The organism is Avibacterium sp. 20-126 (assembly GCF_044358625.1).
GTDB lineage: Bacteria > Pseudomonadota > Gammaproteobacteria > Enterobacterales > Pasteurellaceae > Avibacterium.
This window is the reverse complement of record NZ_CP091457.1, coordinates 257169-269990: the sequence shown is the minus strand read 5'-3', so window position 1 is coordinate 269990 and position 12822 is coordinate 257169. Positions and strand designations below refer to the sequence as shown.

Here is a 12822-nt window from a genome sequence, read left to right as displayed (position 1 = left end):
ATCTACTCAAAGGAGACTATTATGTTGAAAAAATTAGCCTTTTTTTCTACCGCACTTTTCGCTATCACAACTGCAACTCAAGCTGTTGCAGCAGAAAGTTTGATTGAACGTATCAACAATAAAGGGACAATTACAGTTGGTACAGAAGGCACTTACGCCCCTTTCACTTATCACGATGCGAGCGGAAAATTAACCGGCTATGATGTGGAAGTTACCCGTGCCGTGGCAGAAAAATTGGGAGTAACCGTAGAATTTAAAGAAACCCAATGGGACGCAATGCTTGCAGGCCTAAAAGGTGGACGCTTTGATTTAGTGGCAAACCAAGTAGCATTAACCACACCAGAACGTCAGGCCACCTTTGATAAATCAGAACCTTATAGCTGGTCTGGGGCAATGCTATTAGCGCGTCAGGATGAAAATCGTCTTCAAAAAGTTGAAGATGTAAAAGGCTTAAAAGCGGCACAAACACTTAGCTCAAACTATGGTGAGCTAGCGGTGAAATATGGTGCGCAAATTGTACCTATTGATGGTATGGCACAAGGACTATTATTAATTCAGCAAAAACGCGCAGATGTTACCTTTAATGATTCCTTAGCCCTGTTGGATTATTTAAAGAAAAATCCAAATTCAGGTTTAAAACCATTCTGGGAATCAGAAGATAAAGTGGGTGCCGGGTTTGTGGCTAATAAAGGCAATAATGATGCCTTAGATAAAATCAATGCCGCAATTGTTGAGTTACGCAATGACGGCACATTGAAAAAATTAGGTGAACAATTCTTTGGAAAGGATATCAGTGTTAAATAATTTCTTAGCTTCCTTACCCTTTATGACCGATGCGCGTGCTGAGCTGGTGATAAATGGGTTTCTCCCAATGGTTAAAGCAGCGGTATTGGTTTCAATACCGCTTGCTGTCGTTTCTTTCTTTTTGGGAATGATCATTGCAATTGGCGTGGCATTGCTACGAGTAACACCGGTTAATGGGTGTTTACATCGTATTCTACTTGCCATTGCCAAAGTGTATATTTCAATTATTCGCGGTACGCCAATGTTGGTGCAAATTTCAGTCGTATTTTATGGCTTACCTGCATTGGGGGTGTTTATCGATCCGATTCCTGCCGCAATTATTGGGTTTTCCCTTAATGTTGGCGCTTATGGTTCAGAAACCGTGCGTGCAGCGATTCAATCCGTGCCGAAAGGACAATGGGAAGCAGGCTATACTATTGGTATGACCTATATGCAGACTTTCCGTCGAATTATTGCCCCGCAAGCGTTTCGTGTTGCCGTTCCGCCGTTGAGTAACAGTTTTATTGGCTTGTTTAAAGATACATCGCTTGCTTCAGTTGTTACTGTAACAGAGATGTTCCGTGTAGCACAGCAAATCGCCAATTCCTCTTACGATTTCTTACCGGTGTATATTGAGGCTGGGTTGGTATATTGGTGTTTCTGTTTTGTGCTGTTCATCATTCAAGCGCGGGTAGAAAAACGTTTAGATCGCTATGTGGCAAGATAGGGGAAGGCGATGATTAAAGTACGCAATATTCATAAAACCTTTGGTCATAATCCTGTACTAAAAGGGATTGATCTTGATATTCACAAAGGCGAAGTGGTGGTCATTCTAGGGCCTTCAGGTTCAGGCAAAACGACTTTCTTACGTTGTTTGAATGCCTTAGAATTACCAGAGCAAGGCACGATTGAATTTACCCAAGAAAATCCACTCACCGTCGATTTTGCAAGTAACAATATCAATAAGCAGATTTTACCTTTGCGCCGTAAATCAGGAATGGTGTTCCAACAATATAACCTATTCCCGCACAAAACCGCCTTGGAAAACATTATGGAAGGCCCTGTGCAAGTGCAAAAACGCGATCCCAAAATCGTTCGTCAAGAAGCTGAAACCTTATTGGAAAAAGTGGGATTATTAGACAAAAAAGATCTTTATCCTTACCAACTTTCAGGCGGTCAGCAACAACGTGTTGGGATTGCTCGCGCACTGGCGATTCAACCTGAATTAATGCTCTTTGATGAACCCACTTCCGCACTCGATCCGGAGTTAGTACAAGATGTGCTAAACACAATGAAAGCACTCGCTAACGAAGGTTGGACAATGGTCGTGGTAACGCACGAAATCAAATTTGCCCTAGATGTGGCGGATGTGGTTGTGGTAATGGACGGTGGCGTCATTGTTGAACAAGGTTCGCCACAAGCATTATTTGCCAATCCAAAACACGAACGCACAAAAGCCTTTTTACATCGTTTAAAGGCAGAATGACAACAATAAAGCGTGATAAAAAAACGAAACCGATGAGAAATCATCGGTTTTTTCTTACCGTTTTATCAGCTAAAAGTCGGCGCTGTGAGGAGAAAAAATGGCGTAAAAAACACCGCACTTTTTATTTTCGTATCATAACCACGTTGTAAAATTTAATCCGCTTTTTTCACTAATTTTGCGTAATAAAAGCCATCACCACCATTTTCTTGTGGAAAAAATTGATGACCAGCTTGTGTTTGCTCAGGGAATGGCAATGGCATTAATTCCGCCTCAGGGTGGTGTTGTAAAAAGTCAGTAATTTGCGCGCTGTTTTCCTCTGGCAATAATGAACAAGTGGCATAAAGCAACACACCGTTAGGTTTCAAACGTTGCCATAAGGCAGTTAAAATGGCTTTTTGTAAGGCGACCAAAGGGGCGATATCACTTTCTTTACGTAACCATTTTATATCAGGGTGGCGGCGAATAACCCCTGTTGCAGAGCAAGGGGCATCAAGCAAAATTCGGTCAAATTGCACCGCGCTTTCTCCGAATTGCTGCTGAATCTGACTGAGCCACTGTTCTGGCTGGCTTGCATCACCGCAAATCACTAACGCTTTTTGTCCCATTCGCGCTAAATTTTCTTCCACCCGTTGTAAACGATGTCGTTCTACATCCAATGCGATCACATTGGCTTGCGGGGCAAGTTCTAAAATGTGGGTGGTTTTTCCTCCCGGTGCGGCGCAAGCATCTAAAATCACTTCCTCATTTTGTGGGGCAAGTAATCGCGCTGACCATTGAGCGTGCAAATCTTGCACGGTGAGCCAACCTTCCATAAAGTGTGGTAACTGTGCCACATTTTTTGCCTGTATTAAACGAATAGACTGCGGATGCTCTCCCGCCACTGCGTCAATGTCTGCTTTTTGTAATAAAGCGAGATAATCATCAACATTGCTATGTTGCACATTCACTCTTAACCACATTGGCGGTTTTTGATTATTCGCTTCGATAATTTCTCGCCAATTTGGATAGGCTTCTTTCAGCTTATTCACCAACCATTCTGGGTGCAAGGTTTGCCAATGTTTATCTACTTTCTCTAGAATATTCGCCTGTTCGCGTAAGAAACGGCGTAGCACGCCATTCACCAAGCCTTTGAAACTGTCTAATTTCAGGCTTTGCGTTGCCTTTACCATTTCATCGACTACCGCGTGATCGGGAGTGCGTAAATATAAAAGTTGATACAAGCCCACTAGCAATAAACAATGCACAAGGCGAGTTTTGCCTTTCAACGGCTTATCCACTAATTGCTGAATAATTTGCGTTAGACGGGGCAACACACGGCATACACCAAAGCAAATTTCTTGTAATAAGGGAAGATCCTGTTCTTTCAGCACAGGATTTTTTTCCGCAAGTAAGGTAGAAAGCGATTGTCCTTTATCTAACACTTGCAAAAGATATTGTGCCGACACGGCACGCACAGAAAGGGATTTTGCAGCAAGTGCGGTACTTTTTTTAGGCATTTTTGCTTGAGGTTTTGTTTGCTTCATTATGCTAATACCTTACCTACGGGGAACCAATCTGCTCTGCCATTAAGTAAATCTTGTGCCGACATTGGCTTTTTACCCGCTGGTTGAAGCTGAGTAAGATTTAACACGCCATCGACTGTGGCAATTTGAATACCATTTTTATCTGCCTGTAAAATCGTACCAGCTGGTTGATTCTGATGAGGTAACACCGTTGCTTGATAGACCTTTAAGGTCTGTTCATTGCCATCACTATCGGTCGTAACAAAATAACTGATCGGCCAAGGATTAAAGGCTCGAATACAACGCTCAAGCTGTACTGCGGAACATTGCCAATCTAATTTAGCCTCTTGTTTAGACAGTTTATCGGCATAGTTAGCCAAGGCATCATCTTGCACTTCTGGCTGAAATTGTCCCGCCTCTAAACCATTTAATACCTCAAGCAACGCATTTGGGGCAATTTTTTCCAGCTTATGATAAAGGCTCAAAGAGGTTTCTTCAGCGCTAATATCGCAATACACTTTATGCAGCATATCCCCCGTATCTAAGCCTTCATTCATCTGCATAATGGTGATCCCAGTCTGAGCATCGCCTGCCCAAATGGCGCGTTGAATGGGTGCAGCGCCACGCCAACGAGGTAAAATGGAACCGTGTACATTCAAACAGCCTAATCTTGGTGCGTCCAAAACCGCTTTTGGCAAAATTAACCCATACGCCACCACGACCATCACATCGGCATTTAACGCAGCGAGCGCGTGTTGCGCCTCTTCTTTGCGTAAGGATTTAGGTTGATAAACGGGAATCTGATGCTGCTCCGCTAACTGTTTCACCGCACTGGCTTGTAGTTTCTTACCACGTCCTGCAGGCTTATCTGGCTGGGTGTAAACCGCAATTACATTATGTTCTGAATTCAACAAGGCCGCCAAATGTTGTGCCGCAAATTCTGGCGTACCTGCAAAAATGATATTTAAAGGTTTTGTCATCGCATTTCTCTTCGTTATGCTAGTCATTATGCAAATAGTTATAGATGCAAGGTAATTCTTAGCGTTAAGTATAATGTATTTTTAACTTGGGGTGAAAAAAATGCTGAAAGAAAGGTCTATTAAAGAAAATAAAAATAAAGTACGCTGAAAAATTTGTAAAAAACAACCGCACTTAGCCAATGTCTAAAACAAATGAGCAAGCCGTTTGACTTGCTCACAATGTTTATGAAAGCAAACCTAGTGTCGTTAATTTTTACGATTTTTCCATAATCGAATTAATCGTCTATAACGTTCAGATACAGCTTCAACCAATTGCGCATCCGAAAGCTCTCCTGATAGCCATTGGTAAGATGGCTGACCAAAAATCGTACGTCCCACAGCAAAACCTTTGACTAATGGTGTATTAGCAGAGGCTTTAAAGACCTGTCCAAATGTTTCTTCTGGTGCATCCAATCCTAAAATAAGAATACCACGGCAATAAGGATCACTTTGTTCAATGGTATTGCTGATCTCTTGCCAAGCCAGTGAGGATACACCGGGTAATTTCCACCAATCTGGCTTAATGCCAATGGCATAGAAGTGCTTAATCATTTCTGCATAATAATGTTCGTTTTGTTCCATATCTACAGGCAAAATAATTTCTAACAACAACTCATGCCCTGTACGGCAACAAGTTTGATAAACTTGTTTGAGCATTTCGTCTTGCTCTATGCGTAAATCTGCATTATCTGCGGGATGATAGAAAACAAGACATTTAACAACGTGTTCTGCTGGCCAATTGATTAGTTGGCTACCGAGATCACCGTACTCTAAACGTAGCGGGCGAGAAGAGGGTAATTCAATTGGTCGCCCTATCCACCAGCCTTTCCCTGTGATTTCATTGAGTGCAGCTTGCCCAAAGGTTGTGTCTGCGAGGACACCTGCATATCCGTTGGAAATACCTTCTTGTTGAGCTGTTTGTTCAGCAGCTTGCACGAGAAGTTTTTTTAGCACAGGAATTTTATCTAAATTAGCCCCACACTTTTGTGCCATATCAACAAGTTGTTTGCGATGATCAAAAGCAAAAATGCAGAGATCATTCCATTGTTTTTTACGTGAGGTGACACGATGTAAATGATTTAGTTGTAAATCTAGGTCAGGACGTGGCACGCTTTCTGCTCGAGCAAGATAATCATCAAGTTCTGTTTTAGTTGGCATTGCTGGCGCACAACCATGACGTGAAACCACTAATGCACCGCAAGCATTAGCATAACGGCAGCATTGCTCCCAGCTTTCTCCATTGATATAACCACGTAATAAGCCTGACATAAAGGCATCACCTGCACCTAAAACATTCAATACCTCAACCCGAACCCCGTAAACATTAATCCCCCCATCTAAATCATTAGGAATATCACCTTCAAACACGGAGCAACCTAATGCACCACGTTTACATACAAGAGTAGCATCACTCACCTTACGCACATTTTTTAATGCAGTCAGTGTATCTGTTGAGCCACCGGCAATATGGAATTCTTCTTCGGTGCCAACTAACACGTCAAAATGGTGTAACACTTCTTGCAGGGATTTAGTCACGGCTTCAGAATCAATAAAGCGAGTTTCACCATCACCAAGAGAGGTTAATCCCCACAAAACAGGACGATAATCAATATCAAGCAAGCGTTTTGTGCCGTTACGTCCAGCATACTCTAAGGCAGTCAATACTGCTTGGCGGGTGTTAGGATGCGATAAATGTGTTCCTGTAATCGCAAGCGCTTTCGCTGAAGCAATATAAGCTTCATCAAAATCCTTCGCATCAATTGCCATATCCGCACAATTATCGCGATAAAAAATAAGTGGGAAAGTATCTTGATCTTTGATACCTAAAATGACTAAGGCAGTTAAGCGCGCTTTGTCGGTAATAAGATGGCTCGTATCCACCCCAACTCGTTGTAATTCTTCACGTAAGAAACGTCCCATATGTTCATCACCTACACGAGCCAGCATTGAGGATTTAATACCTTGTACCGCTGTACCATAAGCAACATTTCCTGACGATCCGCCTAAATATTTCGCAAAAGAAGTAACGTCTTCCAAACGACAGCCAATTTGTTGAGCATACAAATCTACTGCCACACGTCCAAGACAAATAAGATCTAAGGTTTTTTCAGTCGTTTTCATTGTGCTTTTCCTTAGTGATGATGAAATCACAAAATGCTTAACTCATAAAATTATAGTCAAATTAAAACATATATTTCAAAAATGTCATTTTATGAAATTAATATTTGAGAAGTAGATCACAAAGATTTTCTCTATTTATGATAAAACTGCAACGAAACCTTAAAATTTATCAAAGAACATTTTCTGTTCAGATGAAATGTTTGCTATCATTAATTAAGTTATAAAATGTTTATTTCGTTAGGAAAGTAGAATGCAAAATAACTCTCAATTAGTCCAATTACAAAATGAAATCCGTGCGCGTTATGACAACTTAAGTAAGCGCTTAAAGCAAGTGGCACAATATGTGCTAGATAATAGTAATAGTGTGGTATTTGATACAGTAGCCACCATTTCTGAACGAGCCAATGTACCGCCTTCCACTCTAATTCGCTTTGCTAATGCTTTTGGATTCAGCGGGTTTAATGAAATGAAACAAATCTTCCGTGAAAACCTAATGGAAGAAACAGCAAATTACACTGAGCGCTTACAACTTTTTCGTCAGCTTGAACCAGAACAGGCCAATCGGGAAAGTGGGGTGGATATTTTAAATATTTTTACTCAAGCAAATCATCAAGCTTTACAGCAACTAGCTAACCAAACTTCTGAACAAGAAATACAACGCGCAGTGGAAATTCTAAACAATGCGAATAATATTTTCATTATTGGCTTAAAACGCTCCTTTAGCATAGCAAGCTATTTCGATTATGCCCTACATCACTTAGATTGCCGTTCATTTTTAATTAATGGCTTAGGGGGAATGTTTGATGAACAACTGAATTTAGTTAAAGAGGGTGATGTTGTCATTGCAATCAGTTTCTCTCCTTACGCGAAAGAAACCGTAGATATTATGCATACCACAGCAAATAAAGGCGTAAAGCAGATCGCAATCACGGATAGCCAAATTAGTCCTCTGATCGCTTTTAGTGATGTCTCTTTTGTCATTAAAGAAGCCCAAGTGCGTGGCTTTCGCTCACAATGTGCAACAATGACTTTAGTGCAAACCTTAGCAATTACACTGGCATTGAAAAAAGAATTACCTCTTTAAAAACAAATAATAAACAAAAAGGCTTGAGAATGCCTCTCAAGCCTTTCTTATTTCTGCTTGGAAAATTAATCGCCAAGACGCTCTTTAATACGTGCAGATTTACCTGAACGCTCACGTAAGTAGTAAAGTTTCGCTTTACGAACCGCACCTTTACGTTTAACGGCGATGCTTTCTACAACAGGTGAGTGAGTTTGGAATACACGCTCAACACCTACACCGTTAGACACTTTACGTAAAGTGAATGCGCTGTGCAAGCCACGGTTACGAATTGCAATAACCACGCCTTCGAATGCTTGCAGACGACGTTTGCTACCTTCAACAACCCATACTTTAACTTCTAAAGTATCACCCGGACGGAAGCTAGGTACGTTTTGTTTTAATTGTTCTTGTTCAATTTGTTTAATGATGTTACTCATTGTGTAATCCTTCTAAGATCCTAGTATTAACTGATGATTTCACGAAACTGGACAAAGCCATTTCGCGATCAACTAATCAACTTTATTTGCTTGCTGTTCAAGTTTTACTTGCGCCAGCAATTTTCGTTGTTCGTCAGTCAGAGCTAGGCTTTCCAATAGCTCAGGGCGTCTTAACCACGTTCGTAATAACGATTGTTTTAATCGCCATTTGCGAATTTCTGCGTGGTTACCTGACATCAACACCGCAGGTACTGACATTCCATCGAGTACCTCTGGGCGAGTATAGTGGGGACAGTCAAGCAATCCTTCCGCAAAAGAATCTTCTTGTGCGGAGGCTTGTTTGCCTAATACACCGGGAATAAAGCGTGCAACGGCATCAATTAATGTCATTGCGGGTAATTCACCACCCGTTAAAACGTAATCACCGATTGACCATTCTTCGTCAATCTCCGTTTCAATCACTCGTTCATCAATGCCTTCGTAACGACCACAGACTAAAATCAATTTTTGATTTTTTGCCAATTCTGTTACACCATTTTGATCGAGCTTGCGACCTTGTGGTGAAAGATAAATTACCTTTACCCCTTCTCCTGCGGCCGTTTTAGCGGCGTGGATTGCATCTCGTAATGGTTGCACCATCATCAACATTCCAGGCCCACCGCCGTAAGGGCGGTCATCAACGGTTTGATGTTTATCAGTGGTAAAATCCCGTGGATTCCAACACTGTACTTGCAAGAGATTCTGTTTTACGGCTCGCCCTGTTACCCCATACTCAGTAATCGCTTTAAACATTTCGGGGAACAATGATACAAGACCAATCCACATTGTTATTTTCCTAATTTGTAGGCTCGAAATGCTACAACCTAAAGCTCACTGTATGCCTGAGTTTAGAAACCAGCGTCCCACTCCACATCAATAGTCTTGGTAGTGAGATCTACTCTTTTAACTACTTGTCCATACAAAAACGGAATTAACCGTTCTTGTTTACCAAAAGCATCTTTGCTATTTGCTCGCACAACTAAGACATCATTTGAACCAGTTTCCATCATTTCTGCCACTTTACCCATTTTGTAACCTTGTAAATTTACAACATCACAGCCAATTAAATCGTGCCAATAATAATCCCCTTCTTCTAACTGAGGGAATACACTTAAATCAACACCAATTTCAATATTTGCAAGGGTTTGCGCCATTTCACGATCATTGATACCTTTTAATTTAACAATAAGCTCGTGATTATGATGTTTCCAGCTCTCTAATTCTGTTGCTTGCCATTGACCTTTAATTTTTAAAAACCAAGGCTGATAATCAAAAATGCTTTCAGCTTGTTCTGTTGATGAATAAATACGTAACCAACCACGAATTCCGTATGTTGAACCTAATTTCCCAACTACTTCGATTCTTTGTTGTGTCATTTTATTCACCTATTAATCTGAAAAATCTGCAATTAAGCAGCTTTTTGCGCTTCTTTTACTAAAGAGCTAACGCGATCAGATAATGTCGCCCCTTTTTCAACCCAAGCATTTACACGCTCTAAATTAACGCGTAAACGTTCAGCTTTACCTGCTGCTAATGGGTTAAAAAAGCCAACACGCTCAATAAAACGACCATCACGAGGGCAACGGCTGTCAGCGACAACAATTTGATAAAATGGGCGTTTTTTAGCTCCGCCACGAGATAAACGAATGGTTACCATAACCTTCCTCTAATTTTAATAAACAAAAAGAAAACCCACATCGAAGGAGTGGGAATGCTTACTTTTTTCTCTGTATATATAGACAAAAAGCCTGTGGATTATACTCTTTCTCGCTAAAAAGGCAACAAATATTCGCTGTTGTATAGCCGGCAATGACTAGGATTTCTCTTTTAAGAGAACGCGATAAATTTCAACATACTGCCTTGCCATATTTTGTGCTGAAAAATCATTATGTTGCATATACATCTTGATATTCTCTTTTAGCTCAATAAGTTTTTCTGGAGCATTAAGTAATTCTGTTAAAACGTACTGATAAGATTCTATTGTATTATGTTTGATTAAATAGCCTGTCTTGTTATTTGCAATGATATCAGGTATGCCACCAACAGAATTTGCTAGTGCAGGAACGCCATATTGGTACCCTTCTAATATTACTGCCCCCAAACCTTCAGAATGAGAAGGAATAATTTGCAAATTGATATGCTTAAATACAGAACCAATATAAGGTGTAAAAGGGATAAAAATAATGTTATTTGAATCTTTTGCTTGTTCTTTTAAGGCTTGTTCTAATTCACCTGAACCAACGATATAAAATAATATTTCAGGCAAACTTTTTGCTAGCTCAATCGTTAATTCAAAATTTTTCACTTTTTGTAAATTACCAATATGAGTGATAGATAATTTCCCTTTTTTTTCTGAAAAAAACGTTTGCTCAAATTCATTATTCTCTAATAAAGGCTTTATACAGCCATAAATTGTTTTAACATTATTGTTCAACGCTTTTAAGTTATGGCTGACTTGTTCGCTAACACCGACTAAAACATCAGCATTTTTATAAGATCTTGTGGACGATTTATGTTTAAATGGAAATGCAACATGTCTTGTTATTACAACAGGCTTACCTGAAATCAATTTAAGAAAACCTGCAATGTGCGCACCTCTACCATCTTGAGCATGAATAATCAGTGCTTTTTTACTAAGTACAAGTTTAATAAGCTGAAAAAAATTCAAAATAGTAATATTTTTGTGTGCTCTTAATTTCTGGATAAATTTACCCTTCTTTTTTCCAAAAAAGTAAACTTGGTAGTCAGGCAACATTAACATTAATTGCTCGGTTTGGAATTCCCCGCCGCCAAAGCCTTTTGCCATATTAATAAATAAAATCGCCGGTTTAACATTATTCATATAATCACCTTTAATCATTATTTAGGGAAGAGATATTTTTTGACCATAGTTGAGCATATTTGGAAAAAACAGAAAATGCCGAAAGCACTGCCAATAAAAATCCCTGTTTGCCGTCTAAAAAACCGGCTTTTACGAAATACATTTTGACAAAACACCCGATTGCGTGGGTAATACCTTGAAATAATGTGGCTTTTTTCCCTTGTTTTGCCCGTTGTTCTGCCCACGCGCTGGCATAATTGGCTGATTTAACCAGATAATGATGTAAATTTTTATAAGGATAATGAAGCAAATTTCCCGTTAGTTTTTGCACTGTCGTATTTTCTGGGTAGATCACTTTTTCGTGAACCAAGGCATCGTTATAACCAGCATACTGGGTTTGATACAATCGCACAACATAATCGGGATACCAGCCTGAATGACGAATTAAACGCCCGAAAACTTCGCTGATACGTGGAATATCGTACACCACATTAGGCAAATTTTTCTCCACAGCTTGCTGAATTTGTTGTTTCAGCTCATCTGTAACACGCTCATCAGCATCTAACCATAACACATAATCAGAGGTTACGTATTGCTGTGCCAGTTGGCGTTGTTTGCCGAAGCCTTGCCAATCGCGATTCTCATAGAATTTAGCCCCATATTGCAGCGCGATTTCCTTGCTCTTATCGGTGCTACCTGAGTCTAAAATGACAATCTCATCCACCCAATCTTTCACGCTTTCTAAACATTGTGCAAGATCTTGCTGTTCATTTTTTATAATCATTGCAACGCTGATTGTTGGCATAATTTCATCCTTATTCAATTACTTTTTTGCTAAGTGTAATAGATCTTCTCACAAAAGAAAAAGTATTCAAAAAAGTACCGCACTATTTTTTTAACCTAAGACAATAACCAATGGTATTTAATGTTAATTGCACAATCCAGCCGATACTAAATGCAAAGAGTAACGTTCCAATTCCCACCGTTCCCCCAAGACAAAAGCCGATAGCACAAACAGTAATCTCTATTAGGGTTCTGACTATGCCTACTTTGCAATGCCATCGCTGACATAAGCCAACCATTAGCCCATCACGAGGGCCTGCCCCTTGATGACAAGTGAGATAAAATGCGGAAGCTACGCCAAATAAGAGAATACCTAGTAAGGCATAAGTAAAGCGAAGTAGCATAGAGTGAGGAACGGAAATAAAGTCCACCGTGATACCTAAAGACAAGGCAACCAATAAGGTATTTAACACCGTTCCTAAACCTGCACGAAGTTTAAGTGGAAACCACATCAGCATAACAATGGCACTGATAATAAGTGAGGCCCAACCAACATTAAAGCCCGCTTGTAATGCCACCCCTTGCGAAAGCACAGTCCAAGGGGCTGAACCTAAATTTGCCAGTAAAAGTAAGCCTTCCCCCATACCTAAAATAGTTAAAGAAATAATCAACATTACTAGGGAATGATACTCAATTGACCAATGTTTTTTTGCTGTCCAAGGTGTGTGAGGAAGCACGTTAAATTGATTTTTCATAGATAAATTGATC

The 12822-nt window shown here is 40.1% G+C and carries 14 protein-coding genes; 4 read left to right on the top strand and 10 right to left on the bottom strand.

Annotated elements, in window-relative coordinates; genetic code table 11:
• Nucleotides 1-21: 21 nt before the first annotated feature.
• The 3 genes from L4F91_RS01300 to L4F91_RS01290 are packed head-to-tail and all read left to right on the top strand — an operon-like array spanning nt 22 to nt 2269.
• Complete coding sequence (locus tag L4F91_RS01300; protein ID WP_250351004.1) at nt 22-804, top strand: amino acid ABC transporter substrate-binding protein; 783 nt, start codon at nt 22-24, stop codon at nt 802-804.
• A 22-nt stretch (nt 805-826) separates the two neighbouring features.
• On the top strand, nt 827-1510 hold the full coding sequence (locus tag L4F91_RS01295) for an amino acid ABC transporter permease (protein WP_268738993.1): 684 nt from the start codon (nt 827-829) through the stop codon (nt 1508-1510).
• A gap of 9 nt (nt 1511-1519) precedes the next feature.
• The gene (locus tag L4F91_RS01290) at nt 1520-2269 is read left to right on the top strand and encodes an amino acid ABC transporter ATP-binding protein (protein WP_250363641.1); all 750 of its coding nucleotides are present in this window, start codon (nt 1520-1522) and stop codon (nt 2267-2269) included.
• Nucleotides 2270-2421: 152 nt separating this feature from the next.
• On the opposite strand, the gene rsmB is transcribed toward L4F91_RS01290, so the two are convergent.
• The 3 genes from rsmB to iolC form a co-directional block, all read right to left on the bottom strand.
• A complete protein-coding gene (gene rsmB / locus L4F91_RS01285) occupies nt 2422-3765 on the bottom strand; it encodes a 16S rRNA (cytosine(967)-C(5))-methyltransferase RsmB (protein WP_395897785.1) in 1344 nt (447 codons plus the stop codon).
• Between the two features lie 26 nt (nt 3766-3791).
• A complete protein-coding gene (gene fmt, locus L4F91_RS01280) occupies nt 3792-4751 on the bottom strand; it encodes a methionyl-tRNA formyltransferase (RefSeq protein ID WP_395896823.1) in 960 nt (319 codons plus the stop codon).
• 246 nt (nt 4752-4997) lie between these two features.
• Nucleotides 4998-6911 carry a 5-dehydro-2-deoxygluconokinase gene (gene iolC, locus L4F91_RS01275; protein WP_395896821.1) on the bottom strand — a complete coding sequence of 638 codons (1914 nt, stop codon included), beginning with the start codon at nt 6909-6911 and terminating at the stop codon, nt 4998-5000.
• A 250-nt stretch (nt 6912-7161) separates the two neighbouring features.
• Between iolC and L4F91_RS01270 the strand changes: the two genes are divergently transcribed.
• Nucleotides 7162-7995 carry a MurR/RpiR family transcriptional regulator gene (locus L4F91_RS01270; protein WP_250351009.1) on the top strand — a complete coding sequence of 278 codons (834 nt, stop codon included), beginning with the start codon at nt 7162-7164 and terminating at the stop codon, nt 7993-7995.
• Nucleotides 7996-8060: 65 nt separating this feature from the next.
• Here the strand turns inward: L4F91_RS01270 and rplS are convergent, their stop codons facing one another.
• The 7 genes from rplS to L4F91_RS01235 form a co-directional block, all read right to left on the bottom strand.
• Nucleotides 8061-8411, bottom strand: coding sequence for a 50S ribosomal protein L19 (gene rplS / locus L4F91_RS01265; RefSeq protein WP_250351010.1), 351 nt, complete (start codon nt 8409-8411; stop codon nt 8061-8063).
• Between the two features lie 72 nt (nt 8412-8483).
• Nucleotides 8484-9236 (bottom strand): tRNA (guanosine(37)-N1)-methyltransferase TrmD, encoded by a 753-nt coding sequence (gene trmD / locus L4F91_RS01260; protein ID WP_395896818.1) that lies wholly within the window; start codon nt 9234-9236, stop codon nt 8484-8486.
• A 62-nt stretch (nt 9237-9298) separates the two neighbouring features.
• Complete coding sequence (gene rimM / locus L4F91_RS01255) at nt 9299-9826, bottom strand: ribosome maturation factor RimM (RefSeq protein WP_250351012.1); 528 nt, start codon at nt 9824-9826, stop codon at nt 9299-9301.
• Nucleotides 9827-9858: 32 nt separating this feature from the next.
• Nucleotides 9859-10107, bottom strand: coding sequence for a 30S ribosomal protein S16 (gene rpsP / locus L4F91_RS01250; protein WP_395896816.1), 249 nt, complete (start codon nt 10105-10107; stop codon nt 9859-9861).
• Nucleotides 10108-10263: 156 nt separating this feature from the next.
• Entirely contained in the window at nt 10264-11292 is a 1029-nt protein-coding gene (locus L4F91_RS01245; protein ID WP_395896814.1) for a glycosyltransferase family 4 protein, read from the bottom strand.
• A 10-nt stretch (nt 11293-11302) separates the two neighbouring features.
• Nucleotides 11303-12076, bottom strand: coding sequence for a glycosyltransferase family 2 protein (locus L4F91_RS01240; protein WP_395896812.1), 774 nt, complete (start codon nt 12074-12076; stop codon nt 11303-11305).
• 82 nt (nt 12077-12158) lie between these two features.
• Entirely contained in the window at nt 12159-12809 is a 651-nt protein-coding gene (locus L4F91_RS01235; RefSeq protein WP_395896810.1) for a YitT family protein, read from the bottom strand.
• Nucleotides 12810-12822: the final 13 nt, after the last annotated feature.

Coding starts and splice junctions, on each gene's coding strand:
- rsmB (WP_395897785.1), bottom strand. CDS start 3,765: ATGCCTAAAAAAAGTACCGCACTTGCTGCAAAATCCCTTTCTGTGCGT.
- fmt (WP_395896823.1), bottom strand. CDS start 4,751: ATGACAAAACCTTTAAATATCATTTTTGCAGGTACGCCAGAATTTGCG.
- L4F91_RS01300 (WP_250351004.1), top strand. CDS start 22: ATGTTGAAAAAATTAGCCTTTTTTTCTACCGCACTTTTCGCTATCACA.
- L4F91_RS01270 (WP_250351009.1), top strand. CDS start 7,162: ATGCAAAATAACTCTCAATTAGTCCAATTACAAAATGAAATCCGTGCG.
- trmD (WP_395896818.1), bottom strand. CDS start 9,236: ATGTGGATTGGTCTTGTATCATTGTTCCCCGAAATGTTTAAAGCGATT.
- L4F91_RS01235 (WP_395896810.1), bottom strand. CDS start 12,809: ATGAAAAATCAATTTAACGTGCTTCCTCACACACCTTGGACAGCAAAA.
- L4F91_RS01240 (WP_395896812.1), bottom strand. CDS start 12,076: ATGCCAACAATCAGCGTTGCAATGATTATAAAAAATGAACAGCAAGAT.
- L4F91_RS01290 (WP_250363641.1), top strand. CDS start 1,520: ATGATTAAAGTACGCAATATTCATAAAACCTTTGGTCATAATCCTGTA.
- rpsP (WP_395896816.1), bottom strand. CDS start 10,107: ATGGTAACCATTCGTTTATCTCGTGGCGGAGCTAAAAAACGCCCATTT.
- L4F91_RS01245 (WP_395896814.1), bottom strand. CDS start 11,292: ATGAATAATGTTAAACCGGCGATTTTATTTATTAATATGGCAAAAGGC.
- rimM (WP_250351012.1), bottom strand. CDS start 9,826: ATGACACAACAAAGAATCGAAGTAGTTGGGAAATTAGGTTCAACATAC.
- iolC (WP_395896821.1), bottom strand. CDS start 6,911: ATGAAAACGACTGAAAAAACCTTAGATCTTATTTGTCTTGGACGTGTG.
- rplS (WP_250351010.1), bottom strand. CDS start 8,411: ATGAGTAACATCATTAAACAAATTGAACAAGAACAATTAAAACAAAAC.
- L4F91_RS01295 (WP_268738993.1), top strand. CDS start 827: ATGACCGATGCGCGTGCTGAGCTGGTGATAAATGGGTTTCTCCCAATG.